Genomic DNA, 26,250 nt, shown 5'->3' on the forward strand with positions numbered 1-26,250 from the left:
ACGCATCGGGCCGCCCATGTCCACCTTCGTCATCGGTCTGAGCATCGGCATGCTGCTGTTCCTGCTGGCCGCAGGGCTGACGCTGATCTTCGGCATGCTGCGCATCATCAACTTCGCCCATGGCGCGCTCTACATGCTGGGCGCCTACCTGGCGTTCCAGATCGCGCTGTGGCTGGGGTTCTGGTGGGCGCTGGCGCTGGTGCCGGTGCTGCTGGCGCTGGTGGGCGTGCTGATCGAACGGCTCACGCTGCGCCCCATCTACAAGGCGCCGCACGAGTTCCAGCTGCTCATCACCTTCGGCCTGATACTGGTGCTGGAAGAGGTGGTGCGCGCCACCTGGGGCCTGAGCGGCAAGAGCATCGCGGTGCCAGGCTGGCTTTCGGGCAGCGTGTCGCTGTTCGACACCGACGTCTCGCGCTACCGGCTGTTCGTGATCTTCGTCGGCCTGCTCACCATGGCGGTGCTGCTGCTGGGCATCGAGCGCTCGCGCATCGGCCTGGTGATCCGCTCCTGCAGCACGCACCCGTTGATGGCGGCCACGCTCGGTGTGCGCGTGGACCACGTTCGCACGGCGGTGTTCGCGGTGGGTGCCGCGCTGGCAGGCCTGGGCGGTGCCATGGCTGGGCCCATGCTGCCCATTCAGCTGCAGATGGGCGGCACCATCATCCTGGACTGCTTCATCGTGGTGATCATCGGCGGTCTGGGCAACATCCGCGGCGCGGTGGTGGGTGCCTTGCTCATCGGCATGACACGCGCCTTCGGCCAGCAATACCTGCCCGACTGGATCGATACCCTGACCTATGCCGTGCTGATCGCCACGCTGCTGCTGCGTCCACAGGGCCTGTTCAGCAAGAAGGAGCGACTGGCATGAGCACCGCAGTGCAAAGCACGGAGGTATTCCTGTGAACCGTCTGGAACGACTGGACATCCGCCTGTGCCTGCTGGCCATGGCCATCCTCGTGGCGTTGCGCATCGGCACGCGCGACGAAGGCATCCTCTTGGTCGCCTGCCTGATCATGGTGTGGTCCATCTTCGCGCTGGGCTATGACCTGGTGTTCGGCACCACCGGCATCCTGTCTTTCGGACACGCGGCCTTCTTCGGCATGGGCTCCTTCGGCATGGCCTGGGCGCAGATGCACGGTGGCCTGCCGTTCAGTGCGGGCCTGGTGGCTGCCGGTCTGCTCGGTGCGCTGTGCGCTTGGGTGGTGAGCCTGATCGGCAGCCGCATCACCGGTCTGTTCTTCTCGCTGCTCACGCTCATGCTGGCCGAGCTGATGTCCATCCTCATGCTCACGCGCCTGCGTGGCCTGTCGGGTGGGGTGGACGGCCTGCCCGGTGTCGCACGGCCGGTGTGGGGCGAGGTCGATTTCTTCAACAACGCCAACTTCTTCTGGGTGGTGTTCGCGGTGTTCGTGGTGGTGGTGCTGGCCTGCTGGGTGTTGCGCCGTTCACCGCTGGGCCAGGCCTTCCAGGCGGTGCGGCAGAACCCGGTGCGCGCCGAGCAACTGGGCTTTGGCGTGCGGCCGCTGCGCCAGACGGCCATGGCCTTGTCGGGCGGGCTCTCCGGTGTGGCGGGTGGCCTGCTGGCCTCGCTGATGATGTACACCGGCCCGCAGATGCTGAACTGGAAGACCTCGGGCGATGTGCTCATCATGACCCTGCTCGGCGGCAGCGGCACCTTGCTCGGGCCCATTGTCGGTGTCGCGTTCTTCGAGGTGCTGCGCGAGGTATTGGCCGCGTACTCGGACTATTGGTACGGCCTGGTGGGCCTGGTGTTCATCCTGTGCACGCTGTTCCTGCCCCAGGGGCTGGCCGGCACCGCGCTGCACTGGTGGAGCAAGCGATGAGCGCGGCCTCCCACACCAACGCGATCGCCTGCTCGGGTGTCACGGTCGAGTTCGATGGCTTCGTGGCGCTCAATGACGTGGCGCTGGACGTGCCTGCGGGCAAGACGGTGGCGCTGATCGGCCCCAATGGCGCAGGCAAGACCACGCTGCTCAACGCGATCAGTGGTCGCGTGCCGATGAAGTCGGGCCGTGTCGAACTCTGGGGTGACGACATCACGCGCCTGCCAGTGGCGGGTCGCACGCGGCGCGGCCTGGGGCGCAGCTTCCAGATCATCAACCTCTTCCAGGAGATGACCACGTTCGAGAACCTGCGCGTGGCCGCGCAGCCGCCGCGCTTCAACCTGCAGCCGTTCTGGCGACCCGTGAACCGCTGGAGCGAGCTGGGTGACCGTGCGCGCGAAGTGGCTGCCGTCGTGGGCCTGTCCGACGTGCTCGACATGCCGGTGGCCACGCTCAGCCATGGTCGCCAGCGTGCGGTCGAGCTCGGGCTCGCGCTCATGGCCGATCCGCGCGTTCTGCTGCTCGACGAACCACTGGCCGGTGTGGGTCACAACGAGATCGCTTCCACCATGGAACTCATCGAACGCGTGCGCGAGAACCGCACCGTGCTGCTGGTGGAGCACAACATGGAAGTGGTGATGAAACTGTCGGACGAAATCGTCGTGATGATGGGGGGTGAGGTGTTGATGCGTGGCACGCCCGCCGAGGTTCGCAACGACGAACGCGTGAAGCGCGCCTACCTCGGCGATGAGGAAGGCACGGAGGCGACCCATGCTTGAACTCGCGGACGCCGACGTGTTCTACGGCAAGGCGCAGGCCCTGCATGGCATCTCCATTGCCTGCGCGCCCAACGAGGTGCTGGCGCTGGTGGGCCGCAACGGCGCAGGCAAGTCCACCACCTTGCGCGCAATGATGGGCCAGATCCCCCTGCGCCAGGGCCAGCGCACGCTGGATGGCGCGGACATCACCGGCCTTTCGCTGCCCGATTCGAGCCGGCGCAGCATCGCGCTGGTGCCCGACAGCCGCGACATCATCGGCGGCCTGAGCGCCGAGGAAAACCTGTTGCTCGCCACGCTCAGCCACCCGCCGGGCCACTGGACCATCGAGCGCGTGTACAGCCTCTTTCCGCGACTGCGCGAGCGCCGTCGCGCGCAGGGCACTTCGCTTTCGGGCGGGGAACAGCAGATGCTCGCCATTGGCCGCGCGCTGCTCACCAACCCGCGCTACCTGCTGCTGGACGAGCCCACCGAAGGTCTCGCGCCGGTCATCATCGAACAGATCGTTGCCGCCATCGAGTTCGTGAGCCGCTCCGGCGTGGCCGTGCTGCTGGTGGAGCAGAACTTCCGCGTGCCCAGGCGGGTGGCGAAGCGCTTCTGCCTGCTCGACAGCGGCCGTGTGGTGTGGAGCGGTGGCCGCGACCAGATCGACGACCGGCTGGAGGCGATGCTCTCCGGTCTGCACGAAGGAACACACGCATGAACCTGTCCGACACCGCGCGCATGGCGCCCCTGGCGGCCGACGATCCTCGCTCGCAAAACCCGCAACTCGAGGATCTGGTGAATTTTGTCGGGTACCGGCCCAACGCCTTGCTGACCATGGCGCGCAAGCCCGGCGTGCTGCCGGCGGTGCTGGGTCTGGTGCAAACCACCTTGCGCGGCGACGGGTTGATCGAACCCGGCCTGCGTTTCCTGCTGGCGGCGGAGGCGTGCCGGGGTGCACGTTGTACGTACAGCGCGGTGCATGTGGTTCACGCGGCGCAGCATGCGGGTGTGGGCTGGGTGCAGCTGGATGCGTTGCCCGATCACCGTCGCAGCGGGCACTTCAATGCGCGCGAACGCGCCGCGCTCGGCATCGCCAGCGCGGGCGCCACGCTGCCGGTGGCTGACGCGGGGCCGGCGTTCGAGGCGGCGCGACCGCATTTCTCGGACGACGAGCTGATCGAGATCGTGTCCATCGTGGCGCTGTTCGGCTGGTTCAACCGCTGGAACAGCCTGATGCGATCGACCCTGGAACCCGTGCCCGCCGAGGCGTTGCATCATGTCGGCTGGTTGAGCCGAATGATGGAAGAGACACGCCCATGAGCACCACACCCAGCGCCTCGCGCAAGAAGACCTTGCCGACACCTGCCGCCGCCCCGCGCACCCGCAAACCCCGCAGCGGCAAGTCCGCGCCCGACCTTGATGCCGAGCGCTCCGCCATGCGCACGCTGGAACTCGTGTTTTTCGTGCACCTGCAGATGGCGGACATTGCCGATCAGGTGCTGGTGGGCCACGGCCTGGGCCGGCCCCACCACCGCGTGCTGCACTTCGCCGGGCGCGTGCCTGGCATCACCGTGGGCTCGCTGATGTCGCTGCTGCGCATCAGCAACCAGGCGCTCTCGCGCACCACCAACCAGCTCACCAGCATGGGCCTGCTCGAACAGCGCTACAGCGTCGAAGACCGGCGCGTGCGGCAGAACCACCTGACCGCCGCCGGCCAGGCGCTGCTGGACTCGCTCACCCTGCGCCAGATCGAACTGATCGGTGCCGCCCAGGCCCGGCTCAACCAGGCCGAGCTGGAGGCCATGTGGAACGGCCTCTCGGTCATGGTCCGTCCCGAGGACATGGCCTGGGTCACCACGCACCCGATCGACACCACCATTCCCTGAACGATTTCCTTACACCGCACCACCATGTACAGCGAGATTCACAACCCCCGCCGCTGGCTGCTGACCGCCGCGCTCCAGGAACTGGCCACCCGCTCACCCGATGCGCCCTGGCTTACCGACAGCGAAGGCGGTTCACTCAGCTTCGGCCAGGCGCACACGAACAGCCTGCGCGCGGCCGGGTTTTTCGAGCGGCTCGGTGTGCGGCGTGGCGGCCGCGTCGGCGTGTTCATGTTCAACGGCTGCGAGTTCGCCACCGCCTGGCTCGGTCTGGGCCGGCTCGGCGCGACCACGGTGTTCCTCAACACCGAGCTGCGCGCCAGTTTCCTGCGCCACCAGCTGGTCGATTCCGCGCTGAACTGCGTCGTGGTCGATGCGGAACTGCTGGAGGCATTGACCGCCATCGCCGATGAGGTACCGGACCTGCGCACCGTGATCGTGATCGGTGCAACCCATCATCAGAAGCTGCCCGCGCGCTGGGAGGTCGTGGCCTGGCCGGATTGGACACAGCAGCCCGACTGGAGCGGCCCCGGCCCCGCGCCCGAGGACATTGCCTGCATCATGTACACCTCTGGTACCAGTGGGCCGAGCAAGGGTGTGCTCATGCCGCATGCACATTGCGCTCTGTACGGCATCGGTGCCATCAAGTGTGTGGAGTTGACCGCACGGGACCGCTACTACGTCTGCCTGCCGCTGTTCCACGCCAATGGTCTCTTCATGCAGCTGGGCGCCACGCTGCTCGCCGGCATACCCGCTTTCGTGCGCCGACGTTTCAGTGCCAGCAGCTGGCTCTCGGACATCCGCGAGCACCGCGTCACCGTGACCAATCTGCTGGGCGCCACCGCCGGTTTCATCCTGCACCAGCCACCCGGGCCACAGGACCGCGATCATTGCCTGCGTGCCGTGCTCACCGCACCCAATCTCGCGCAGCACGAAGCGCAGTTCCACGAGCGCTTCGGGGTGAAGGACATCGTCTCCGGCTTCGGCATGACCGAAGTCAACATCCCGATCTGGGGACGCATCGGGCGTTCGGTGCCGGGCGCGGCCGGCTGGACGCACGAGGAGCACTTCGAGGTGCGCATCGCCGACCCGGAAACCGACGAGACACTGCCCGCCGGGCAGATGGGCGAGATCCTCGTGCGGCCCAGGGTGCCGTTCGGCTTCATGGCGGGCTATTTCAATGCGCCCGCCAAGACCGTGGAGGCCTGGCGCAACCTCTGGTTCCACACTGGCGATGCCGGCACCATGCAGGAAGACGGCCTCGTTACCTTCGTGGACCGCATCAAGGATTGCATTCGCCGGCGCGGCGAGAACATCTCGGCCACCGAGGTGGAAGAGGTGGTGGCCGCACTCCCGGGCATCGAGGAGGTGGCCGCCTATGCCGTGCCTTCGGACGTGCCGGGCGGTGAGGACGAGGTGATGCTTGCGCTCGTGCCCAAGACAGGCGCGCAGCTGGATGGTGCGGACATCCTGCGCACCGCGAGCGCCCACTTGCCCCGATTTGCCAAGCCGCGCTTCGTGAAGTTTGTGGACGCCCTGCCCAAGACCGCCACGGGCAAGGTGCAACGCGCGGTGCTGCGAAAACAGGGCATCGAAGGCGCGCTGGACGTGCAGTCGAAGGCGGGGTGAGCCCTGCAGGGGCTTCTCCCCAGCAACTGTGCCCAAGCTTGTGGATAACGACTGGGACAAGTGCCGGGGCCTGCGCCCCGCCTGGCTTTCCACGCGTTGCTGAAAAATCAGGCAGGGGCCCTGGGAAGGTGGAAGAGGGGTGGTGGAGACGAGGAGGATCGAACTCCCGACCTTCGCATTGCGAACGCGACGCTCTCCCAGCTGAGCTACGTCCCCACGAGCGGGAAATGGTAGCAAAAGTACTCAATGCATGCCATTGCGGCGCGCAAGTTCGACGAACAGCGCGGCGTGGTCCATGTCGGCCAGGCCGTGGTCCACGCCGCTTGAGAAGAGTCGCTCGAACAGGCTGGTGATCGGCGCCTCGAAACCGATCTCGCCAGCGGTGGCCAGCGCGTTGCGCATGTCCTTGAGCTGCACGGTCATCGCGGCGCGCTTGGCGAAATCGCGTTCGACCATGCGCTGGCCATGCACCTGCAGGATGCGGCTGTCCGCGAAGCCACCGCTGATGGCCTGCCTGACCCTCGCCATGTCCGCGCCGCCTTTCTCGCACAGCAGCAGGGCTTCGGCGACCGCACCGATGGTGATGCCCACGATCATCTGGTTCGCCAGTTTGGCGAGCTGCCCCGCGCCGTGTGGGCCCACGTGCACGGCCTTGCCGAGCAGCTCGAACACGGGCAGCACGCGCTCGAAGTCGGCCGCGTCGCCGCCAGCCATGATGGCCAGCGTGCCGTTCTCGGCGCCCACGGTGCCACCCGAGACAGGGGCGTCCAGATGCCGTACGCCCTGGCGGGCCAGCCGTGTCGCGTGGTCGCGTGCCTGGCGCGGCTGGATGGAGGACATGTCCACCACCAGCGCACCAGGCTGCAGGCCGTCGATGGCGCCTTGCTGAAACAGCACGTCTTCCACCGCGCCACCGTGTTCCAGCAGGGTGATGACCACGTCCACGTTGGCGACCGCCTCGGCCGGCGTGTCGGCCACGGTGGCGCCGAAGGGCTGCAGCCTGTCGGCCTTTGCGCGCGAACGGTTCCATGCGCTGACGGTGCAACCTGCCTCGCACAGGCGCCGGGCCATGGGAAAGCCCATCATGCCGATGCCGAGCACGGCGATGCGGGTGGGCAGTGACGGGGTGGAGGCGGTGTTCACGTCGTGTGCAGGTGAGGAGAGTGAAGGAGGGCGGCATCGTGGCAATGGCGCACATCGCCGTGGCGGTACCCCATGACACAATGCGCGCGATGAAGACCCCAGCCCTGTACGACGCCGAATGGCTTGAGCGCGAGCATAACAACCGGGCGCGCGTGCCCGAGCATCCGCAACATTTCGAGCGCTGGGCACGCGATTCCGAAAAGGCGCGTGCGGGTGGACGTGCTCTGATCGATGTGCGCTACGGCCACGGTGCGGGCGAGACGCTGGACATCTTCCCCGCGCCGCGTCAGCCGGGCACGCCGCCGGCGCCGGTGCTGGTGTTCATCCACGGAGGCTGGTGGCGCAGCCTGGACAAGTCGGACCACTCGTTCATCGCACCGCCGTTCGTGCAGCGTGGCGCTTGTGTGGTGGTGCCGAACTACGCGCTGTGCCCGGCGGTGACCGTGCCCGACATCACCCTGCAGATGGTGCAGACACTGGCGTGGGTGTACCGCCACATCGGCGCACACGGTGGCGACCCGCACCGCATCACGGTGGTGGGGCATTCGGCCGGGGGCCATCTCGCGGCCATGATGCTGGCGTGCGACTGGACGCGGGTGGGCGATGACCTGCCGGTGTCTCTGGTGAAGAACGCGATGGCGATGTCGGGTCTGTTCGACCTGGAGCCGGTGATGCACACGCCGTCGGTGCAAGCGTCGCTGCACCTCACGCCGGAGCAGGTGGCGAAGGCGAGTCCCGCCCGTTTGCCCGCTCCCGCGCTGCGCGAGGGGCGGGGCGGGTTGATGGCGGTGGTGGGCGCTGAGGAGAGCAGCGAGTTCCTGCGCCAGAACCGGTTGATCCAGCAGGCGTGGGGTGAACAGGTGGTGCCGGTGTGCGAGTCCCTGAAGGGCATCAACCATTTCAGCATCGTCGATGCGTTGGCCGATCCTCGGTCGCGGTTGCACCGGTTGGTGCGGTCGTTGCTCGGCTTGTAGGGTCGTTTCCGGCGAGGACGGTCGTCGGCGACAGGGGTGGCCGGTTCCGCGGCTGTCCCCCGAACCGGCTGCGCCGGTTCTCCTCCTTTTATGCCGCTGCGCCGGCCACCCCGATCACCGACGACCTTGCTGGCGCTTGGTCTGTTGGCACGCCAATGCCGTTGTTGTTCAGGAGTGCCTGGGGCTCTGCGCAGCGAAATAAAGGAGGAGGCGGCCTCCCGCCGCCGGGGGACATTCGCGGAGCAGAGCCCCAGGTGCTCCTGAACCGCGAGGTAGTCAAACGAAATGCCTCGTTAGAGGCAATCTCACATCAAGAGATGTTCACCCGCGTTGTCCCCACCCAGGATCACGTAGTTCACCTTGCGGATGTCCATCAGCTTCGTGCCACCCGCATAGCTGATCGAGCTCTGCACGTCCTGCTCCATCTCCACCAGCGTGTTCGCCAGCGGACCCTTCACCGGTTCCAGAATGCGCTTGCCCTCGACGTGCTTGTACTCGCCCTTGTTGAAGTCGCTGGCTGAGCCGTAGTACTCCTTGAAACGCTCGCCATCCACCTCCACGGTCTTGCCTGGCGACTCCTCGTGCCCCGCGAACAGCGAGCCGATCATCACCATCGTCGCGCCGAAACGGATGCTCTTGGCAATGTCGCCGTGGCTGCGGATGCCACCATCGGCAATGATGGGCTTGGTCGCCACGCGGGCGCACCACTTGAGCGCCGACAACTGCCAGCCGCCCGTGCCGAAACCCGTCTTCAGCTTGGTGATGCACACCTTGCCCGGCCCCACGCCGACCTTCGTCGCGTCCGCACCCCAGTTTTCCAGATCAATCACCGCTTCCGGCGTGGCCACGTTGCCCGCGATCACGAACGACGCTGGCAGCTTCTCCTTCAGGTAGCGGATCATGTTCTTCACGCTGTCGGCGTGGCCGTGCGCGATGTCGATGGTGATGTACTCTGGCACCAGGCCTTCGGCCACCAGCGTGTCCACCGTGGCGTAGTCGGGCGCCTTCACGCCCAGCGAGATCGAGGCAAACACGCCGGCACCCTGCATGTCGCGCACGAACTGCACGTTGTCCAGGTCGAAACGGTGCATCACGTAGAAGTAACCGTTCTTCGCCAGCCAGGTGCAGATCTTTTCGTCCACCACCGTCTTCATGTTGGCGGGCACCACCGGCAGGCGGAACTTGCGGCCACCGAGTTCCACACCGGCGTCGCACTCGGAGCGGCTTTCCACGCGGCACTTGCGTGGCAGCAGCAGGATGTTGTCGTAGTCGAAGATTTCCATTTGAGAACCAGGCTTCAGAAAGCTGTTGTTGAACAGATGAGCGCTTGGTCTGGCCGGTTCTCCGGGCGCGAAAGCCCAAAAAGAAACCGGGCGCAAGAATCTTGGGCCCGGTGACTGATTGTAGCGACCTCAAGGAGCCCGCGTGGGGCTGCCCGTCAATCCCTTTTGTTATGAGGTGTATACGGGTCACCGTATGAGGCGCCGAGGGCAGGTCGGCTTCCTACAATCGGTGGATGCTGTTTGAAGACCCCATCGTTCCGTCCTCCTCGCCCCTCATCGCGGGCCTCAACGCCGAGCAGGCCTCTGCCGTGCTGCTGCCGGCGGAGCACGCGCTCATCCTGGCGGGCGCGGGTTCGGGCAAGACGCGGGTGCTCACCACGCGCATTGCCTGGCTGTTGCAGAGCGGTCAGGTCTCGCCCGGCGGCATTCTGGCGGTGACCTTCACCAACAAGGCTGCCAGGGAAATGATGACGCGGCTCTCGGCCATGCTGCCGATCAACGTGCGCGGCATGTGGATCGGCACCTTCCACGGGCTGTGCAACCGCTTCCTGCGCGCCCACCACAAGCTGGCCAGCCTGCCGGCCACCTTCCAGATCCTGGACACGCAGGACCAGCTATCGGCCATCAAGCGGCTGTGCAAGCAGTTCAACGTCGACGACGAGCGCTATCCGCCGAAGCAGCTCCAGTACTTCATCAGTGGCTGCAAGGAGGACGGCCAGCGTCCGCAGGACGTGGTGGCGCGCGACGAAGAGACGCGCAAGAAGATCGAGCTGTACGCGCTCTACGAGGAGCAGTGCCAGCGCGAGGGCGTGGTCGACTTCGGTGAGCTCATGTTGCGCAGCTATGAAGTGCTGCGCGACAACGACCCGGTTCGCGAGCACTACCAGCGGCGCTTCCGGCACATCCTCATCGACGAATTCCAGGACACGAACCGCCTGCAGTACGCCTGGATCAAGATGTTCAGCGCACCGCCGCTCGAAGGCTTGTCGTCCTCGGGCAACGCGGTGTTCGCAGTGGGTGACGACGACCAGAGCATTTACGCCTTCCGTGGTGCTCGCGTGGGCAACATGGCCGACTTCGTGCGCGAGTTCCAGGTGCGCCACCAGATCAAGCTGGAGCAGAACTACCGCAGCGTGAGCAACATCCTCGACTCGGCCAACCAGCTGATCAGCCACAACACGCACCGCCTCGGCAAGAACCTGCGGACCGACGCGGGTGCAGGCGAGCCGGTTCGCGTCTACGAAGCGGTGAGCGACTTCGCCGAAGCGCAGTGGATGGTGGACGAGATGAAGCAGCTCGCGCGCGAAGACGTGCCGCGCAGCGAGATGGCGGTGCTCTACCGCAGCAACGCGCAGAGCCGCGTGGTGGAGACGGCGCTGTTCAATGCCGGCATGCCCTACCGCGTGTATGGCGGCCTGCGCTTTTTCGAGCGCGCCGAGATCAAGCATGCCTTGGCCTATCTGCGCCTGCTGGAGAACCCGCACGACGACACGAGCTTTCTGCGCGTCGTCAACTTCCCGCCGCGCGGCATCGGTGCGCGCAGCATCGAACAGCTGCAGGACGTGGCGCGCGCATCGGGCTGTTCGCTTCACGATGCGGTGAGTGCCGTCACCGGCCGGGCGGGCGTGGCCATCGGTGCATTCGTCGCGAAGCTCGATGTGGTGCGCGAACAGACCGAAGGCAGCACCCTGCGCGAGATCATCGAGCTCGTGCTCGAGCACAGCGGGCTCATCGAGCACTACCGCGCCGAGCGCGAAGGGCAGGACCGGGTGGAGAACCTGGAGGAACTGGTGAACGCGGCGGAAAGCTTCGTGAGCGTGGAGGGCTTCGGCCGCGATGCAGTGGCATTGCCGGTGGACGAACTGGGCAAACCACTCACGCAAAGCCCGGCGAGCCAGGGCCTGGACCCGAACCTGCCGGTGCTGGACGAACCCCTTGCGCCCGATGCCGAGACGGGTGAAACGCTCAGCCCCCTCGCGGCCTTCCTGACACATGCCGCGCTGGAGTCGGGTGACAACCAGGCGCAGGCAGGTCAGGATGCCGTGCAACTGATGACGGTGCATGCGGCCAAGGGTCTGGAGTTCGACTGCGTGTTCATCACCGGCATGGAAGAGGGGCTCTTCCCGCACGAGAACTCCATGAGCGACCGGGAAGGCCTGGAGGAAGAGCGGCGCCTGATGTACGTGGCGATCACGCGTGCGCGCAAGCGCCTGTACCTCAGCCACTCGCAGACCCGCATGCTGCATGGCCAGACGCGCTACAACCTCAAGAGCCGCTTCTTCGACGAACTGCCCGAGGCCTGCCTGAAATGGCTCACGCCACCCCAGCCCGCCTGGGCTGCGCCCGGTGGCATGGGCGGTGGTGGCCAGTGGCAGAACGGCCGACGCGGCGGCTTTGGCGCACCGGCCGCGCTGCAGCCCGCGTGGTCGCCCGGCTTCAAGGAGCGTGGCGACCCGAAGGGGCTGGGCCAGGCCGAGCCCGAGCCTGATCGGGGCACCGAGATCCGCGCTGGCCTGACCGTGTTCCACAATAAGTTCGGGGAGGGCAAGGTACTGGCGGTGGAGGGGGCGGGTGCCGACGCGCGCGCCCAGGTCAACTTCACGCGCCACGGCACCAAATGGCTGGCCCTCAGCGTGGCCAAACTCACCCCGATCACCTGAACCCGGAATCCCATGAGCAACATCACGATCTACCACAACCCCGCCTGCGGCACCTCGCGCAACGTGCTGGCCCTGTTGCGCGAACGCGGCCTGGAGCCCGAGGTCATCGAATACCTCAAGACGCCGCCGGGCCGCGAGAAGCTCGTCCAATTGGTGGCGGCCACTGGCGGCTCTGTGCGCGACATCCTGCGCGGCAAGGCCCCGCCCTACGAGGAGCTGCGCCTGGCCGACCCGAAGTGGAGCGACGACCAGCTGCTCGACTTCATGGTCGAACACCCCATCCTCATGAACCGGCCCATCGTGGTCACGCCGCTGGGCACGCGGCTGTGCCGTCCGGTCGAGAAGGTGCTCGACATCCTGCCGGCGGTCTGAGCGGCGGGCCGCACCAGGGTGTGCGCCCGATGTGATGGTTTGATGACAACGCGCATGCCGAAGCGCGTTGCTCGGCCATTGCGACAGTCACGGGACGGTCATGTTTGAAACAGACACTGCGGGGGCTTTTTCATGCAACCCCCGGAGCCCCCATGTCGCACCACGATCCCGAAGAAAACTTCAACGAGTCCCCCAACGAGCACATCCAGCAGGTGATCGAGCGTGCCTCGATGTCCCGCCGCAACCTGATCCGCGGTGGCGTGGGTCTGGCCGCTTTGTCGAGCATTCCTTTCATGGCCGCCTGCGGTGGTGGCAGCGATGCACCGGCACCCGCGCCCGCGCCCGCTCCCGCACCACCCGCCGGCCCGTCGCTCGGCTTCACCGCCATCGACAAGAGCCTGCTTGACGACGTGGTTCTGCCCGCCGGTTACACCTACAGCGTGGTGCACGCCACCGGCGACCGGCTGGTGTCCAGCATCCCCGCCTACAGCAACACCGGTGCGGAGACCGACGAATGGACCATGCGCGTGGGCGATCACCACGACGGCATGGACCTGTACTACATCAACGCCAGCGGCCGTTACTCGGCCACCGAGACCAACCGCGCCGTGCTGGTGATGAACCACGAGAGTTCGGCCGATGCGCATTTCTTCCATCCCAATGGCCAGACTTCCGGTGGCGTGGCAGGCAAGAAGTTCAGCCAGTTCGACAGCTGGGACCTGGGCGTGCGCCCCGAGCTCGAAGTGCTCAAGGAAATCAATCACCACGGTGTTTCCGTGGCCGAGGTGGGCAAGAACAGCAGCGGTCGTTGGGAATACAAGCTGGATTCGCTCTACAACCGCCGGGTCACCGGCCAGTCGCCGATGCGCATCGCCGGCCCGGCCGCGCACCTCGCCGACATCCGCAGTTTCATGGTGACGGCGTACGACACCTCCGGCGCCACCTCGCGCGGTACGCTGAACAACTGCGGCCATGGCAAAACGCCCTGGGGCACGTACCTGGCTTGTGAAGAGAACTGGGCGGCCTACTTCTTCATGCCCACCGGTTCGACGGCCGTCGACACCAAGACCCAGACCTCGCGCCAGCGCTATGGCGTGGCGCGCGTCCCGCTCAGCGGTACCGCCACCAGCGCGGGTTCGCAGGGCTGGTCGGCCACCGCCAGTGCCGCCACCGACAACCGCTTCGGCCGCTGGAACGTGTCGGCGCCGGGCGCCACCGCCGCGCAGGACTTCCGCAATGAGCCGAACACCTTCGGCTATATCGTGGAGATCGACCCGCTGACGAACGGAACACCGGCCAAGCGTGTGGCCATGGGCCGGTTCGCCCATGAAGCTGCGGTGTGTGGTCTTCCCGTGGTGGGCCAGCCGCTGGCCTTCTACATGGGCTGCGACTCGCGCAACGAGTACATCTACAAGTTCGTCTCCACCGCGGTGTGGAGCGAGGCCGACATCGGTGGTGGATCGGCCGCGGGCGACAAGTACCTCAACGAAGGTCGTCTCTACGTTGCACGGTTCAACGACACCGGCAGCGGCGAGTGGATCGAGCTCAACATTGCCAACCCGCTGATCAGCGGCTACGCCACCTACGTGTTCGCGAACCAGGCCGATGTGCTGATCAACGCGCGCCACGCCGCCGATGCGGTGGGCGCCACCAAGATGGACCGCCCGGAGTGGGGTGCCGTGAACCCGGCCAACGGTGAGATCTACTTCACCATGACCAACAGCAACAACGCCAGCCGCCCGGTGACCGGCACCAATGCGGCCAACCCGCGTTCGTACACGGACAACGATGGCCGTGGTCAGGTCGGTGGCAACCCGAACGGTCACATCATCCGCTTCCGCGAAACCGCCGGCGCCTCCACCGCCACCACCTTCGCCTGGGACATCTTCCTGTTCGGTGCGGAAGAAGACGCGGGCGCCAGCATCAACCTCTCCGGTCTGAATGCGAAGAACGACTTCTCCTCGCCCGACGGCCTGTGGTTCAGCAAGGTCACCGGCATCTGCTGGATCCAGACCGACGACGGCGCCTACACCGACCAGAGCAACTGCATGCTGCTGGCGGCGATCCCCGGTTCCGTGGGTGACGGTGGCGCGATCACGGTGAACAACACCGTCGCCGGTGTCAGCGGCACGCAGAACACCTTCATCGGTGCCGCGTTGGGCGAAGCCCGTCTGCGCCGCTTCCTGGTGTCGCCGCGCGGCGCGGAAGTCACGGGCATCACCGAGTCGGCCGACGGCCGTGCGATCTTCGTGAACATCCAGCACCCGGGCGAGAACACGCCGGCCATCGGAACCAACCCGTCGTTCACGTTCCAGAGCCAGTGGCCTGGCAACGTGGGTTACGGCCCGGCAGGCCGTCCGCGCTCGGCCACGATCGTGATCACCCGCACTGACGGTGGCGTGATCGGCGTCTGAGGCGTCTCGCCTCGAAGAAAGAAGCCCGGCCTGGCCGGGCTTCTTTCTTGTGGACGGGCGAATCGCTCAGGACTCGGCCACGGGCACCTGCATGCCGGTCTTGAGGCGCCCCATGGTTACCAGTGTCTTGAACCGCTTCACGTTGTGGCTGTCATAGAACAGTTCGCGCGTGAGCGCGGTGTAGTGGTCCATGTCACGCACCGCGAAGATCAGCACAAAGTCGCATTCGCCCGCCACGTAGTAGCACTGCTGAACGAACGGGCAGCGCAGGAAGGACTGCGTGACCGCGTCCAGCAGATCGATGCGCTCGTTTTCAACTTGCACCTCGACCACGATGGTGAGCGGGTAGCCCAGCGCATCGGGGCGCACCTGGGCGGAAAAGCGCTCGATCACGCCGTCGTCGCTCAGGCGCTTGAGGCGGCGATTGACCGCCGCAGCGGAGAGGTGCACGCGAGCGCCCAGCTCCGCCTGGGACAGGCGGCAGTCGTCCTGCACCAGCGCCAGCAACTGGCGGTCGTAGCTGTCCAGGGGTGGGGTGGTTGCCATGATGCAAAGATGTTGCGCGGGAAGGCCTGATTATCGAATGTCAGTTCGGATGTCGTGAATAACATTCCACGCACATCCTTCCGAATGCCCATGACCGCCTCTTCCCCCACTGCCACGCGCTTCGGCGTTGCCTGCTCCGTCATCGCTTCGGCGCTGTTCGCACTCATGTACTACCAGGCCGCGCTGCTGGCGCCGCTGGGCAGCGCCGCCATCTACGGCTGGCGCATTCTCCTCACAACGCCATTCCTGGGCGCGTTTCTGCTGCTGTCGCGCCGCTGGGACGAAGTGGCCACCATCGGGCGGCGGTTGCGGGCTCGGCCGTCCCTGGGGCTGGTGTTGCTGCTGTCGTCGGCCCTGCTCGGTGTGCAGCTCTGGCTGTTCATGTGGGCACCCATCCACGGCCATGGGCTGGACGTCTCGCTGGGCTACTTCCTGCTGCCGCTCACGTTGGTGCTTACCGGGCGGCTGTGCTTTGGTGAACGGATTTCTCGCCTGCAGCTGGTGGCCTGCGCGCTGGCCGCGGTGGGCGTGGTCAACGAACTGCTGTTCGCACCCCGGGTGTCGTGGCCCGCTTTCGTGGTGGCGTTCGGCTATCCCTGCTACTTCGCGCTGCGGCGTGTGCTGCGCACCAACCACCTGGGCGGCATGTGGTTCGACATGGCGTTCAGCCTGCCGGTGGGCCTCTGGTTCATTGCCGCGCCGCTGCCGGAGGGGGTGCATGCGATGCGGCATCCCGTGCTGGGCATCCTTGTGCTGGGCATGCTCAGCGCGGTGGCGCTGGCCTTCATGATCGCGGCCAGCCAGCGCCTGACGCTGGGCCTGTTCGGGCTGCTGAGTTATGTGGAACCAGCGTTGCTGGTGGCGGTGTCGCTGCTGCTGGGCGAGCGAATTTCGCAGAGCCAGTGGCTCACCTACGGCAGCATCTGGGCCGCGATCCTGCTGCTGGTGTTCGAGGGTGCGGTGGCGATGCGGGCCGTCAGGCCGCGCGATCTTCCTGCGTGACGAAGCTGTCGCGCACCGTGAACCAGATCGAGGTGTGGAACATGGCGGCGAGCAGGAGCACCATGGGATACAGCACGATGTTGAGCAGGGCAGCGCCGCCAAGCAGCACCGCCAGCAGGTTCATCACCACGCCCGCCATCATGATCACGGCCATCCAGCCCAGGCTGTAGAGCAGCATCGCGCCCTTGTTGGCCCAGCAGGCCATCAGGCTGAAGAAAAGGCTCTTGAACGGCGAGACACCGTACCAGTGCACCAGCGCGGGCGCGTGCCAGAACGCCATGAGCACGGGCACGTACAGCACCAGCGCGACCCACAGCCCCGGGTTGTTGAACATGGCCCGCACCCGCTCGGGGGACACCTCACCTTCGGGCATCTCGATGGCGGGCACATCGGGCGCGAGCAGCGCACCGACGCCGAACACCAGCATCAGGGCCGCCGCGTACATCGCACCGAGGACGAGGATCGAACGCGTGTTTGCCGGTCCGGAACGGAAGGCGGTGACGAGCAGCGTGGGCATGGGAAAGCGGCCCTGTTCGGCCTCGCGGCTTGCGGCCATGAGGCCGAGCGTGGCCGCCGGCACAAGCGCGAGCGAAATCAGGGTGCCCAACAGCGGAATCAGCGACAGCACCGACACCGCGGCCATGAACATGAAGAACAGGCCGCCCATGGCCAGGGGCTGGCGGAAGAAGGTTTTCGCGCCGAGCTTGACCCACTGGAAACCGGTGCGGGCGGGAACGATGTGGAGTTTCATGTTGGCAGGAGAACTCAGGCGGACTGCAGTGCGTCGTCGCGCAGCAGGGCGGCCAGGGCGTGGGTGTCGCGCACGCGCGCGCGCAGCACACGCTCGAAATGGCTGGGGTCGTGCGGTTGCAGCAGAGCCGCTTCGCGCGGCAGGTGCAGGTCCCAGAGGCGGGAAATCCAGAACCGCAGGGCACCGGCACGCAGCAGGGCAGGGAGCAGGCTGCGTTCGGCGGCGGTGAGCGGGCGCACCGCCTGGTAGGCCGTGAGCAGGGCGAGCGAGCGTGGGGTGTCGAGCGAGCCGTCGTGGTCCTGGTCGTGCAGCACGCACCAGTCGTTGAGGCAGACGGCAATGTCGAAGAGGAAGGTGTCGCAGCCGGCGAAGTAGAAGTCGAAGAAGCCGGTGAGTTCGCCGTTCTCGAACATGGCGTTGTCGCGGAACAGGTCGGCGTGAACCGGACCGCGCGGCAGTGCCGCATAGGCCGGGCTTTGCGCCACATGGTTCTGGTAGGCCAGTTCCGCGCGGATCAGGTCGGCTTGCGCTGGTGTGAGAAAGGGGAGCACCACCGGCACCGTCTCGTTCCACCACGGCAGGCCGCGCAGATTGGGCTGGCTCATGGGGAAGTCGAGCCCCGCCAGGTGCATGCGCGCCAGTGTGGCGCCGACCGCCTCGCATTGCGCCACGCCGGGGGCCAGGTCGCTCTTGCCGCGCAGCCTGTCCACCACGGCGGCGGGCTTGCCCTGCACGCTCAGCAGGATTTCGCCTTTGGCATTCGCCGCGGGTGCCGGCACAGGGATGCCGCGCCCCGCCAGGAACTTCATGAGATGCAGGTAGAACGGCAACTGCTCAAAGCTCAGGCGCTCGAAAACGGTGAGCACATGCTCCAGCGTCGCGCCCTCGCGTTCGCTGGTCACGAAATAGTTGGTGTTTTCAATACCGCCCTGGATGCCCCTGAGCTCGGTGAGGTCGCCCAGGTTGAGGTCGTGGAGGAGGGCAGCGGCTTCGGCGAACGCGACTTCGGTGTATACGGCCATGTGGCGGGCGATCAGAAGTTCAGGATGCGCCAGCTGCTGCGCCCGGCGTTGCCGGTGCGCCTGCCACCCGTCTCGCCCGCGCCCGTGTTGCCGTTGTCGGGCTGGATCTGGTAGGCCGGTGCGCCGTTCTTGGGCTGCACCTCGATGCTCTGCGTCTGGCCGCCCACGCGCAGTTCGTCGATGCGGGTGAGCTTGTCCTCGTGCGTGATGCGCTCGATGTTGTCTCGTGGAGAGACCGCGTCGCGCGGCGTTTCCGCCGGGGCCACCTGGGCCAGGGCAGGCAGGGCAAGGCACAGGCCCAGGGCGAGTGCGGCGGCGGGAAGGCGGCAGATCGGGTTCATGCGGCATTGTAGGCAAGGCCGGCCACCTGCGCCGCCGGAAGGGCGAAGACGGTTACCACCGGATACGGAGCGCGGACCTGCGGCGACAGGGTGCGATCTCCGCCACAATCGCCCCATGCCAGACGCCCAAAATCCAGACACTCCCGCCCGCACCCTGCTGCTGGTCGACGGTTCCAGCTACCTGTACCGTGCCTTCTTTGCCGGCGGCGAAGCAATGAGCACCACCTTGCCCGATGGCACGGTCCTGAAAACCGGTGCCATCCGCATCATGATCAACATGATGCAGAAGCTGCGCAAGGATGTGCGCGCAGACTACGCCGCCTGCGTCTTCGACGCCAAGGGCCCCACCTTCCGGGACGCGCTCTACCCCGAGTACAAGGCCAACCGCTCGCCCATGCCCGACGACCTGCGCGCCCAGATCGCGCCGATCCACGAGGTGGTGAAGCTGTTGGGCTGGAAGGTGCTGGACGTGCCCGGTGTGGAGGCCGACGATGTGATCGGCACCCTGGCCCATGTGGCGGCACAGCAAGGGATCGAGTGCATCATCTCCAGCGGCGACAAGGACCTGAGCCAGCTGGTCAATGAGCACATCACCGTGATCGACACCATGAACGACCGCCGCCGCGACATCGCGGGCGTGACGGCGGAGTTCGGCGTGCCGCCCAGCCTGATGCTGGACTACCAGACGCTGGTGGGCGATCAGGTGGACAACGTGCCGGGCGTGCCCAAGGTCGGGCCGAAGACGGCGGTGAAATGGCTGACGGAATACGGTTCGCTGGAGGCGCTGGTCGCGCGCGCGGGTGAGATCAAGGGCGCGGCCGGAGAAAATCTGCGCAACGCGCTCGACTGGCTGCCCAGGGGGCGCGAGCTCCTGACGATCAAGACCGATTGCGATCTGAAGGACCACATCGACGGCCTGCCCTCCCTGGAAGCCATTGCCATCCTGGGGCAGGACACCGAAGCGCTCAAGGTGTTTGGAGAGACCTACGGCTTCAAGGGGTTGGTGAAGTCCCTGTCGCAGCAGGACGTGCCGCCGGAGCTGATCAAGGAGCACCAGGGCAAGGCCGGCGGCAAACCCGCGGACGGCGCCCCCGGCCTGTTCGACGAACCAGACCTCAGCGGCAGTGCGCAGCGCACGACCAACCTGAAGTACGACACGATCCTGACCTGGGCAATGTTCGACGACTGGCTGGCGCGTCTACAGACGGCCGGACTGGTGGCACTGGACACGGAAACCACTTCGCTCGACGAGATGCGCGCCGAGATCGTGGGCATCAGTTTCAGCGTGATGCCTGGCGAGGCGGCCTACATCCCGCTGCGCCACACAGGGCCCGACGCGCCCGAGCAGCTGCCGCTCGACGACGTGCTGGCCAAGCTCAAACCCTGGCTGGAAGACCCGGAGAAGCTCAAACTCGGCCAGCACATCAAGTACGACCGCCACGTGTTCGCCAACCACGGTATCGAGGTGAAGGGCTATGCGCACGACACGATGCTGCAGAGCTATGTGCTGGAAGTGCACAAGCCCCACGGCCTGGCCAGCCTGGCCGAGCGCCACCTGGGCCGCCAGGGCATCAATTACGAGGACCTGTGCGGCAAGGGCGCGCACCAGATTCCCTTCGCGCAGGTCGACGTGGCGAAGGCCGCCGAGTACTCCTGCGAGGACAGCGACCAGACGCTGGATGTGCATCTGGCCCTGTGGCCCCAGCTGGAAGCCGATGAGAAGCTGCGCTTCATCTACGAACTGGAGATCGCCAGCAGCGAGGCGCTCTACCGCATCGAGCGCAACGGCGTGCTGATCGACGCACCCACGCTCAGCCGGCAGAGCAACGAACTCGGCCAGCGCATCGTGGCGCTCGAGCAGGAGGCCTACGAGATCGCCGGCCAGCCCTTCAATCTCGGCAGCCCCAAGCAGCTCGGCGAGATCTTCTTCGACAAGCTGGGCCTGCCCGTCATCAAGAAGACCGCCACGGGCGCGCGCAGCACCGACGAGGAGGTGCTGGAGAAGCTCGCGGAGGACTACCCGCTGCCGGCCAAGATCCTGGAGCACCGCAGCCTCTCCAAGCTCAAGGGCACCTACACGGACAAGCTGGCGCAGATGGCGCTGCCGCGCACGGGCCGCGTGCACACGCACTACGCGCAGGCCGTGGCCGTGACAGGACGGCTTTCCAGCAACGACCCCAATCTGCAGAACATCCCGATCCGCACACCGGAAGGACGGCGCGTGCGCGAGGCCTTCGTGGCCGCGCCGGGGAATGTGATCGCCAGTGCCGACTATTCGCAGATCGAGCTGCGCATCATGGCCCACATCAGCGAGGACGCGGCGCTGCTGCGCGCCTTCCACGATGGCCTGGACGTGCACCGCGCGACCGCTGCCGAGGTGTTCGGCCTGGAGCCCGCACAGGTCAGCAGCGAGCAACGGCGCTACGCCAAGGTGATCAACTTCGGCCTGATCTACGGCATGGGCACGTTTGGCCTGGCCAAGGCGCTGGGCATCGACAACACCGCCGCCAAGAACTACATCGCGCGCTATTTCGAGCGCTTCGAGGGCGTGAAACGCTACATGGACGAGACGCGCCAGCGGGCCAAGGAGGTGGGTTACATCGAAACGGTGTTCGGCCGCCGCCTGGTGCTGCCTGACATCAAGAACGCCAAGGGCGCGAAGCTGGCGGCGCTGGAGCGGCAGGCCATCAACGCCCCCATGCAGGGCACGGCCGCCGACCTGATCAAGCTCAGCATGGTGGCCGTGCAGACCGCGCTCGACGAGCAGCGGCGCAGCACGAAGATGATCATGCAGGTGCACGACGAACTGGTGTTCGAGGTGCCCGAGGATGAGGTGGACTGGCTGAAGTCCGAGATTCCCCACCTCATGGCCGGTGTCGCGGCACTCCGGGTTCCGCTGCTCGCCGAAGTCGGCGTCGGTCCGAACTGGGATCAGGCACATTAGGCGCCCCCGCCTTGGTGGGGCGATGTCAGCGGCCCTGCAAAGCCGGCTCCACGGCGTCTCCGAGCGTTCGCCTAGGGCCGAGAAGGTTTGAACTTCGGTCCGTTCACGAAGTCAGGTAGTTTTTCCACCCACCACAAAGGAGATGCGACGATGCTCGAAGAAAAGTACGTGCGGGATCTGGAGGCCCTGGTCCCCGGCCAGTCCACCACCGAAGGCGCCACGCGCCGCACCGCCCTCAAGGCTGCGCTGGGCGTGGGATATGCGGCCTCCGCGCTGCCCCTGATGGCGCAGACGGCCATCAAGACGCCGTCGGACGGGCTCACGGTGGGTGAGGTCATGATCGACGTCAACGGCTTCAAGATGCCGGCCTACCGCGCTGCACCGGCTGGCAAGACCGGCTTGCCGGTGGTGCTGGTGCTCTCCGAGATCTTTGGCGTTCACGAGTACATCGCCGACACGGCCCGCCGCTTCGCCAAGGCCGGTTACCTGGCGATCGCCCCGGAACTGTTCGTGCGCCAGGGCGATGCCCAGAGCTATGGCGAGATGGCCAAACTGATCTCGGAAGTCATCTCCAAGGTGCCGGACGAGCAGGTGCTGCGCGACCTGGATGCCACGGTGAAGTGGGCGGCCGCCAACGGCGGCGACGCCAGCAAGCTGGGCATCACGGGTTTTTGCTGGGGTGGTCGCCAGGTCTGGCTGTACACCGCCCACAACCCGGCGGTGAAGGCCGGCGTGGCCTGGTACGGCCGCCTGGTGGGCGATACCAGCCCGCTCAACCCCGTCCAGCCGGTGGATGTGGCCGGCAAGCTCCATGGCCCGGTGCTGGGCCTGTACGGAGCGGCCGACACCGGCATCCCTCTTGACACGGTTGATAAGATGAAAACCGCACTGGCCGCGGGCAACGCTGCGGCCAAGGCATCGACCTTCGTGGTGTACCCGGACGCGCCGCACGCCTTCCACGCCGACTACCGGCCGAGCTTCCGCAAGGAGCCCGCCGAGGATGGATGGAAGCGGGCGCTGGCCTGGTTCAAACAGCACGGTGTGGCCTGATCGGGCCACCTCCCGTTCAACGAAGGCCGCCTCCGGGCGGCCTTTTTTCGTGGCTCAAAGCAAATGACCCTGTTGGCAATCCTTCTTGGCACCATCGCGGCCGGCGTGGGCAGCGTCTGGCTCGCGGCTCTGCTGGGCATGGCGATGCTGGCGCGATACACCCAGCACATGCTCAGTCTGGCGGCCGGCGCGCTCATGGCCACGGCCTTCATGCACCTGCTGCCCGAAGCCTTCGAGAGCGCCGCCGGGGCGCATGAGCTGTTCGCCCTGCTGCTGGGTGGGCTGGTGTTCTTTTTTCTGCTGGACAAGGCGGAACTCTGGCACCACGGCCACGAACACAGTCTGGAAGAGGAAGCGCTGCTCGACCACGAGCCGCAGGACCACCATGCCCACCACAAGCACCACGGTCACGCCCATCACCACCATGGTCATGCGCACGGCCACGGGCCGCGGTCGGGTGGCTGGACCGTGTTGGCTGGTGACAGCGTGCATGCCTTCGGCGACGGCATCCTGATCGCCTCGGCCTTCATGGCCGACATGCAACTGGGCATCGTCGCTTCGCTGGCTGTGCTGGCACACGAAGTGCCGCACCACATGGGCGATCTGGTGGTGTTGCGCCACACCTCGCGCAACTCGCGCGCGGCCCTGATCAAGGTGTCGCTCGCCGGCACCGTCACGGCGCTGGGCGGTCTGGTGGGTTACTTCCTGCTGACGCAACTGCAGGACTATCTGCCGTATTTCCTCGTGGCCGCCTCCAGCAGCTTCGTCTATGTGGCGCTGGCGGACCTGATTCCGCAGCTGCAGAAACGCCTGAGCCTCTCCGCGACAGCGGCCCAGGTGGCATGGCTTCTGGTGGGTATTGCGCTCGTGACCGTGGTGAGCGGCCTGGCGCATTAGATCGAAACACCCCCCCTGCGCCGCTTTGCGGCTTCCCCCCCTCTGTGGCGCGCCTTCGGCGCTTTGAGGGGGAACGGCATCTTGGGCCGGCGGAGCCGGACCCTCGATTCCCCTGGATGAAGGCAACTCGCGGCGAGCGGGGGCAGTGCCTCAGACTGCGGGAGGTTCTCCGAACGAGAAGCAGAAGCGGGCGCCTGAGCCGGGTCGCCCTTCGCCTGTGATCTGGCCGCCGTGGCGCTCGATGATGCGCCGCACCGTGGCCAGGCCGATACCGGTGCCCTCGAATTCGCTGGGCATGTGCAGGCGCTGAAACGGCTTGAAGAGCTTGTCGGCGTAGGCCATGTCGAAGCCCACGCCGTTGTCCTTCACGAAGAACATCGTGGGTTCGCTGCCCACGGGCGGCAGGTGACCCCACTCGATCACCGACCGCTCTTTCGTGCGGCTGTACTTCAGCGCATTGGCCAGCAGGTTTTCCAGCACGATGCGCGCCAGACGCGGGTCGCAGTGCGCCGTCAGCCCGGGTGTCACGCGGATGTCGATCGATCGGCCCGGCTGCCTGATCTGCTCTTGCGCCAGGATGCCCTGCACCACGGCGCTGAGGTCGACCGACTGGCGTTCCAGCACTCCCTGGCTCACGCGGGCCAGCGCCAGCAGGTCGTCGATCAGCGAGCCCATGCGCTGGGTGGAAACCAGCACGCGGTCGAGCAACTGGCGTTCGTCGCTGCTCAGGCGTGAACCCACTTCCTCTTCCAGCAGTCGGGTGAAGCCGTCGATGGCGCGCAGCGGCGACTTGAGGTCGTGCGACACCGAGTAGGCGAACGAGTCCAGCTCGGCATTGAGCAACTGCAGGTCGGCCGTGCGTTCGCGCACGCGCTGTTCCAGCGTTTCGTTCAGGCGCTGGATTTCGCGGTCGCGGCGCAGGCGCACCAGCTCCGAGTTCGCGCGGCCGGCAAAGATGGCGATCAGGGCTTGAGTGTCTGGCCGCAGCTCCACCGGCTTGCGCCAGAGCGCGAATAGCACGCCGATGGGGGTGCCGTCGGCGTCTCGCAGTGCCTTGCCCAGGTAGGCCTGACAGCCCGATTCGATGAGGCTGGTGGCTTGCGGAAACTGCTCGGCCAGCCCGCTGGTGCAGATGAGCATGTCCTGCTGCTGGAGCGAGCGGGCACAGGGCGTGCCCTCGATGGCGAAGGTGAAGTTGGGCCGCGCCTGCCCGTTCTGCCGGATGGCCAGGCTGCGCACACGGCCGTCGTCGCGGCACTCCCCCACCACCACCATGTCCGATCCGATGGCCTCGCAAAGGTGGCGCGTGAGCGCGCTGAAGAAGGCCTCGCCGGTCTCGGCGGCCACGCCACGCGCCACGTTGAGAAGCAGCGCCTCGCGCTGCTTCTCTTCGGTGATGTTGACCGTGCAGGCCAGGATGCAGGGCTCGCCGTCAAGGTCCAGCAGTTCTGCCCAGACCCGGGCATCGACCAGGGAGCCGTCCTTGTGTCGCATGCGCGTTTCGTAGCCGTCGACATGCCCATCGCGCAGCAGCTGGGCCACGAAGGCTTCCCGGTCCTGCGGGGTCAGCCAGGCGCCGATCTGCACCGAGGTCTTGCCCTTGACTTCTTCCGGTCGCAGGCCTTGTGCGCGGTCTTCTGCGCGGTTCACTTCGATGAACTCACCATCCGACAGACGCGAGATCGTCATGTTCAGCGGGCTGAAATGGAACGCCTTGGCGAAACGCTCTTCCGACCGGCGCAGCCGCTCCATGACTTCGTTCTGGGCACTCACGTCGCTGATGCTGGTGATGATCAGCTTGTCCTCGCGGTCGTTGCCCATCTCGCTGGAGACCAGTCCGTCAAAGGTGGTGCCGTCCGCGCGCAGACCGCGGGCGGGGTATTGCTCGGCGCGCCGGTTGGCCAGAAGAGCGCTGAGGTACTCCTCACGCTTGCGGGCATCCGCCCACAGGAACGTGTCCTGCCGGCCGAGCACCTGCGACCGGGTGTAGCCGTAGCAGCGTTCGAAAGCGGGGTTGACGTCCAGGACCATTCCCGAGCGGGCCGACTGCGCGATCATCGGGCTGGGGCTGGTGTGGAAGATGCGCGCAAAGCGGTCCAGGCTGCGGTCCCGCTCCTGCTCGGTCTTCTTGCGCAGTTCGAGCTCTTCTCGCTGGCGTTCGAACGCCTCCCTGAGCTGGCGCCCACTGTGGTACACCATCACGCCCACCACGATCACGGTGGCCGAATGGGTGATCCAGACGCGCAGGCCGACCTCGAAATACGGGGTTGCGCTGAGCCAGCCATTCACTTCGGCGAACGTCAACACGCCCAGGGCGGTCACGCTGGCCACGACGGTGGAGATGAGCGCGGTGCGCCCCAGGAAGGTACCCGCACCCGCGACGGCGGCGACGAACAGGAAGCCGACCGCCGTGCGAACCGAACCGTAGGTGATGACCGACATCACCGCCGTGGACAGTGTGCCCAGCACAACGAGATGCGCCACGTACTCCACGCGGTTCCACCGCACCATGCCGTAGGCCACCACCGATACCATGACCAGGCAGGCTGCGATCCAGGCCTCGCGCTGCCCCGGGTCGGCGAAGATCATGTCGATGACCAGCACCACGAGCGCGGCCACCCCGGTCAGCAGCGCCAGCAGTTCCAGCACCCGCTTGCGCCGATCTGTCGACGCGGGTGCCAGGGGATGGGATTCGAAGGGACGGTCGGAGGGGGAGGGCATCGGCCGGGTC

At 66.5% G+C, this 26,250-nt stretch carries 22 protein-coding genes and 1 tRNA gene; 15 read left to right on the forward strand and 8 right to left on the reverse strand.

The annotated features are described in order from the left end of the window. Window positions 1–16 precede the first annotated feature (16 nt). From J2X09_RS08015 to J2X09_RS08045, 7 genes are read left to right on the forward strand one after another with little or no spacing between them, the layout of a single operon-like run. Window positions 17–871 carry a branched-chain amino acid ABC transporter permease gene (locus J2X09_RS08015; RefSeq protein WP_204732267.1) on the forward strand — a complete coding sequence of 285 codons (855 nt, stop codon included), beginning with the start codon at window positions 17–19 and terminating at the stop codon, window positions 869–871. A gap of 31 nt (window positions 872–902) precedes the next feature. Continuing rightward, on the forward strand, window positions 903–1,847 hold the full coding sequence (locus J2X09_RS08020; protein WP_310307946.1) for a branched-chain amino acid ABC transporter permease: 945 nt from the start codon (window positions 903–905) through the stop codon (window positions 1,845–1,847). Next, a complete protein-coding gene (locus J2X09_RS08025) occupies window positions 1,844–2,626 on the forward strand; it encodes an ABC transporter ATP-binding protein (RefSeq protein ID WP_204732266.1) in 783 nt (260 codons plus the stop codon). Before J2X09_RS08020 ends, J2X09_RS08025 begins: the two co-directional genes overlap by 4 nt. Continuing rightward, window positions 2,619–3,326 (forward strand): ABC transporter ATP-binding protein, encoded by a 708-nt coding sequence (locus J2X09_RS08030; RefSeq protein WP_204732265.1) that lies wholly within the window; start codon window positions 2,619–2,621, stop codon window positions 3,324–3,326. The genes J2X09_RS08025 and J2X09_RS08030 overlap by 8 nt, the downstream gene beginning before the upstream one ends. Next, window positions 3,323–3,928, forward strand: a complete 606-nt coding sequence (locus J2X09_RS08035) for a carboxymuconolactone decarboxylase family protein (protein WP_204732264.1) — start codon at window positions 3,323–3,325, stop codon at window positions 3,926–3,928. Before J2X09_RS08030 ends, J2X09_RS08035 begins: the two co-directional genes overlap by 4 nt. Beyond that, window positions 3,925–4,494, forward strand: a complete 570-nt coding sequence (locus J2X09_RS08040) for a MarR family winged helix-turn-helix transcriptional regulator (RefSeq protein WP_204732263.1) — start codon at window positions 3,925–3,927, stop codon at window positions 4,492–4,494. The genes J2X09_RS08035 and J2X09_RS08040 overlap by 4 nt, the downstream gene beginning before the upstream one ends. 24 nt (window positions 4,495–4,518) lie before the next feature. Then, a complete protein-coding gene (locus tag J2X09_RS08045; protein WP_204732262.1) occupies window positions 4,519–6,120 on the forward strand; it encodes an AMP-binding protein in 1,602 nt (533 codons plus the stop codon). A gap of 140 nt (window positions 6,121–6,260) precedes the next feature. Here the strand turns inward: J2X09_RS08045 and J2X09_RS08050 are convergent. Both J2X09_RS08050 and J2X09_RS08055 read right to left on the reverse strand, forming a co-directional pair. Continuing rightward, window positions 6,261–6,336: transfer RNA gene (locus J2X09_RS08050), tRNA-Ala, on the reverse strand. Window positions 6,337–6,363: 27 nt separating this feature from the next. After that, window positions 6,364–7,263, reverse strand: a complete 900-nt coding sequence (locus tag J2X09_RS08055) for an NAD(P)-dependent oxidoreductase (RefSeq protein ID WP_204732261.1) — start codon at window positions 7,261–7,263, stop codon at window positions 6,364–6,366. 89 nt (window positions 7,264–7,352) lie between these two features. Here J2X09_RS08055 and J2X09_RS08060 point away from each other — a divergent pair, with 89 nt between their 5' ends. Further along, a complete protein-coding gene (locus J2X09_RS08060; protein WP_204732260.1) occupies window positions 7,353–8,237 on the forward strand; it encodes an alpha/beta hydrolase in 885 nt (294 codons plus the stop codon). Between the two features lie 305 nt (window positions 8,238–8,542). On the opposite strand, the gene J2X09_RS08065 is transcribed toward J2X09_RS08060, so the two are convergent. Further along, window positions 8,543–9,520: a GMP reductase gene (locus J2X09_RS08065; RefSeq protein ID WP_204732259.1), complete on the reverse strand. Its 978-nt coding sequence runs from the start codon at window positions 9,518–9,520 to the stop codon at window positions 8,543–8,545. A 233-nt stretch (window positions 9,521–9,753) separates the two neighbouring features. Between J2X09_RS08065 and J2X09_RS08070 the strand changes: the two genes are divergently transcribed. From J2X09_RS08070 to J2X09_RS08080, 3 genes are all read left to right on the forward strand, one after another. Further along, window positions 9,754–12,180 (forward strand): UvrD-helicase domain-containing protein, encoded by a 2,427-nt coding sequence (locus tag J2X09_RS08070; RefSeq protein WP_204732258.1) that lies wholly within the window; start codon window positions 9,754–9,756, stop codon window positions 12,178–12,180. A 12-nt stretch (window positions 12,181–12,192) separates the two neighbouring features. Beyond that, entirely contained in the window at window positions 12,193–12,552 is a 360-nt protein-coding gene (arsC, locus tag J2X09_RS08075; protein WP_204732257.1) for an arsenate reductase (glutaredoxin), read from the forward strand. Window positions 12,553–12,704: 152 nt separating this feature from the next. Continuing rightward, complete coding sequence (locus J2X09_RS08080; protein WP_204732256.1) at window positions 12,705–14,966, forward strand: PhoX family protein; 2,262 nt, start codon at window positions 12,705–12,707, stop codon at window positions 14,964–14,966. A gap of 66 nt (window positions 14,967–15,032) precedes the next feature. Here J2X09_RS08080 and J2X09_RS08085 read toward each other — a convergent pair whose 3' ends face one another. Further along, window positions 15,033–15,512, reverse strand: coding sequence for an Lrp/AsnC family transcriptional regulator (locus J2X09_RS08085; protein WP_204732255.1), 480 nt, complete (start codon window positions 15,510–15,512; stop codon window positions 15,033–15,035). Window positions 15,513–15,602: 90 nt separating this feature from the next. On the opposite strand from J2X09_RS08085, the gene rarD reads away from it, so the two are divergent. Further along, the gene (rarD, locus tag J2X09_RS08090; RefSeq protein WP_204732254.1) at window positions 15,603–16,514 is read left to right on the forward strand and encodes an EamA family transporter RarD; all 912 of its coding nucleotides are present in this window, start codon (window positions 15,603–15,605) and stop codon (window positions 16,512–16,514) included. Here the strand turns inward: rarD and J2X09_RS08095 are convergent. Genes J2X09_RS08095 through J2X09_RS08105 form a run of 3 tightly spaced genes read right to left on the reverse strand, consistent with a single transcriptional unit; the run spans window position 16,489 to window position 18,628 of the window. Further along, window positions 16,489–17,265 carry a BPSS1780 family membrane protein gene (locus tag J2X09_RS08095; protein ID WP_204732253.1) on the reverse strand — a complete coding sequence of 259 codons (777 nt, stop codon included), beginning with the start codon at window positions 17,263–17,265 and terminating at the stop codon, window positions 16,489–16,491. The genes rarD and J2X09_RS08095 overlap by 26 nt on opposite strands. A 14-nt stretch (window positions 17,266–17,279) precedes the next feature. Further along, the gene (locus J2X09_RS08100) at window positions 17,280–18,287 is read right to left on the reverse strand and encodes a homoserine kinase (RefSeq protein ID WP_204732252.1); all 1,008 of its coding nucleotides are present in this window, start codon (window positions 18,285–18,287) and stop codon (window positions 17,280–17,282) included. Between the two features lie 11 nt (window positions 18,288–18,298). Further along, window positions 18,299–18,628 carry a hypothetical protein gene (locus J2X09_RS08105; protein ID WP_204732251.1) on the reverse strand — a complete coding sequence of 110 codons (330 nt, stop codon included), beginning with the start codon at window positions 18,626–18,628 and terminating at the stop codon, window positions 18,299–18,301. A 115-nt stretch (window positions 18,629–18,743) separates the two neighbouring features. Between J2X09_RS08105 and polA the strand changes: the two genes are divergently transcribed. The 3 genes from polA (at window position 18,744) to J2X09_RS08120 (ending at window position 23,519) form a co-directional block, all read left to right on the forward strand. Next, the gene (polA, locus tag J2X09_RS08110; protein WP_204732250.1) at window positions 18,744–21,572 is read left to right on the forward strand and encodes a DNA polymerase I; all 2,829 of its coding nucleotides are present in this window, start codon (window positions 18,744–18,746) and stop codon (window positions 21,570–21,572) included. Between the two features lie 150 nt (window positions 21,573–21,722). Next, window positions 21,723–22,622, forward strand: coding sequence for a dienelactone hydrolase family protein (locus tag J2X09_RS08115; RefSeq protein ID WP_204732249.1), 900 nt, complete (start codon window positions 21,723–21,725; stop codon window positions 22,620–22,622). Window positions 22,623–22,685: 63 nt separating this feature from the next. Further along, window positions 22,686–23,519: a ZIP family metal transporter gene (locus J2X09_RS08120; protein WP_204732248.1), complete on the forward strand. Its 834-nt coding sequence runs from the start codon at window positions 22,686–22,688 to the stop codon at window positions 23,517–23,519. Window positions 23,520–23,669: 150 nt separating this feature from the next. Here the strand turns inward: J2X09_RS08120 and J2X09_RS08125 are convergent, their stop codons facing one another. Then, window positions 23,670–26,240, reverse strand: a complete 2,571-nt coding sequence (locus J2X09_RS08125) for a PAS domain S-box protein (RefSeq protein ID WP_204732247.1) — start codon at window positions 26,238–26,240, stop codon at window positions 23,670–23,672. Between the last annotated feature and the right edge of the window lie 10 nt (window positions 26,241–26,250).

Source organism: Hydrogenophaga laconesensis (genome assembly GCF_031457235.1).
Taxonomy (GTDB): Bacteria; Pseudomonadota; Gammaproteobacteria; order Burkholderiales; family Burkholderiaceae_C; genus Hydrogenophaga; species Hydrogenophaga laconesensis.

Bases quoted from the DNA above. Each gene is read 5' to 3' on its own strand.
- J2X09_RS08015 (WP_204732267.1), top strand. From the start codon at position 17: ATGTCCACCTTCGTCATCGGTCTGAGCATCGGCATGCTGCTGTTCCTG.
- J2X09_RS08025 (WP_204732266.1), top strand. From the start codon at position 1,844: ATGAGCGCGGCCTCCCACACCAACGCGATCGCCTGCTCGGGTGTCACG.
- J2X09_RS08030 (WP_204732265.1), top strand. From the start codon at position 2,619: ATGCTTGAACTCGCGGACGCCGACGTGTTCTACGGCAAGGCGCAGGCC.
- J2X09_RS08035 (WP_204732264.1), top strand. From the start codon at position 3,323: ATGAACCTGTCCGACACCGCGCGCATGGCGCCCCTGGCGGCCGACGAT.
- J2X09_RS08040 (WP_204732263.1), top strand. From the start codon at position 3,925: ATGAGCACCACACCCAGCGCCTCGCGCAAGAAGACCTTGCCGACACCT.
- J2X09_RS08045 (WP_204732262.1), top strand. From the start codon at position 4,519: ATGTACAGCGAGATTCACAACCCCCGCCGCTGGCTGCTGACCGCCGCG.
- J2X09_RS08060 (WP_204732260.1), top strand. From the start codon at position 7,353: ATGAAGACCCCAGCCCTGTACGACGCCGAATGGCTTGAGCGCGAGCAT.
- J2X09_RS08065 (WP_204732259.1), bottom strand. From the start codon at position 9,520: ATGGAAATCTTCGACTACGACAACATCCTGCTGCTGCCACGCAAGTGC.
- J2X09_RS08070 (WP_204732258.1), top strand. From the start codon at position 9,754: ATGCTGTTTGAAGACCCCATCGTTCCGTCCTCCTCGCCCCTCATCGCG.
- arsC (WP_204732257.1), top strand. From the start codon at position 12,193: ATGAGCAACATCACGATCTACCACAACCCCGCCTGCGGCACCTCGCGC.
- J2X09_RS08080 (WP_204732256.1), top strand. From the start codon at position 12,705: ATGTCGCACCACGATCCCGAAGAAAACTTCAACGAGTCCCCCAACGAG.
- J2X09_RS08085 (WP_204732255.1), bottom strand. From the start codon at position 15,512: ATGGCAACCACCCCACCCCTGGACAGCTACGACCGCCAGTTGCTGGCG.
- rarD (WP_204732254.1), top strand. From the start codon at position 15,603: ATGACCGCCTCTTCCCCCACTGCCACGCGCTTCGGCGTTGCCTGCTCC.
- J2X09_RS08095 (WP_204732253.1), bottom strand. From the start codon at position 17,265: ATGAAACTCCACATCGTTCCCGCCCGCACCGGTTTCCAGTGGGTCAAG.
- J2X09_RS08100 (WP_204732252.1), bottom strand. From the start codon at position 18,287: ATGGCCGTATACACCGAAGTCGCGTTCGCCGAAGCCGCTGCCCTCCTC.
- J2X09_RS08105 (WP_204732251.1), bottom strand. From the start codon at position 18,628: ATGAACCCGATCTGCCGCCTTCCCGCCGCCGCACTCGCCCTGGGCCTG.
- polA (WP_204732250.1), top strand. From the start codon at position 18,744: ATGCCAGACGCCCAAAATCCAGACACTCCCGCCCGCACCCTGCTGCTG.
- J2X09_RS08115 (WP_204732249.1), top strand. From the start codon at position 21,723: ATGCTCGAAGAAAAGTACGTGCGGGATCTGGAGGCCCTGGTCCCCGGC.
- J2X09_RS08120 (WP_204732248.1), top strand. From the start codon at position 22,686: ATGACCCTGTTGGCAATCCTTCTTGGCACCATCGCGGCCGGCGTGGGC.
- J2X09_RS08125 (WP_204732247.1), bottom strand. From the start codon at position 26,240: ATGCCCTCCCCCTCCGACCGTCCCTTCGAATCCCATCCCCTGGCACCC.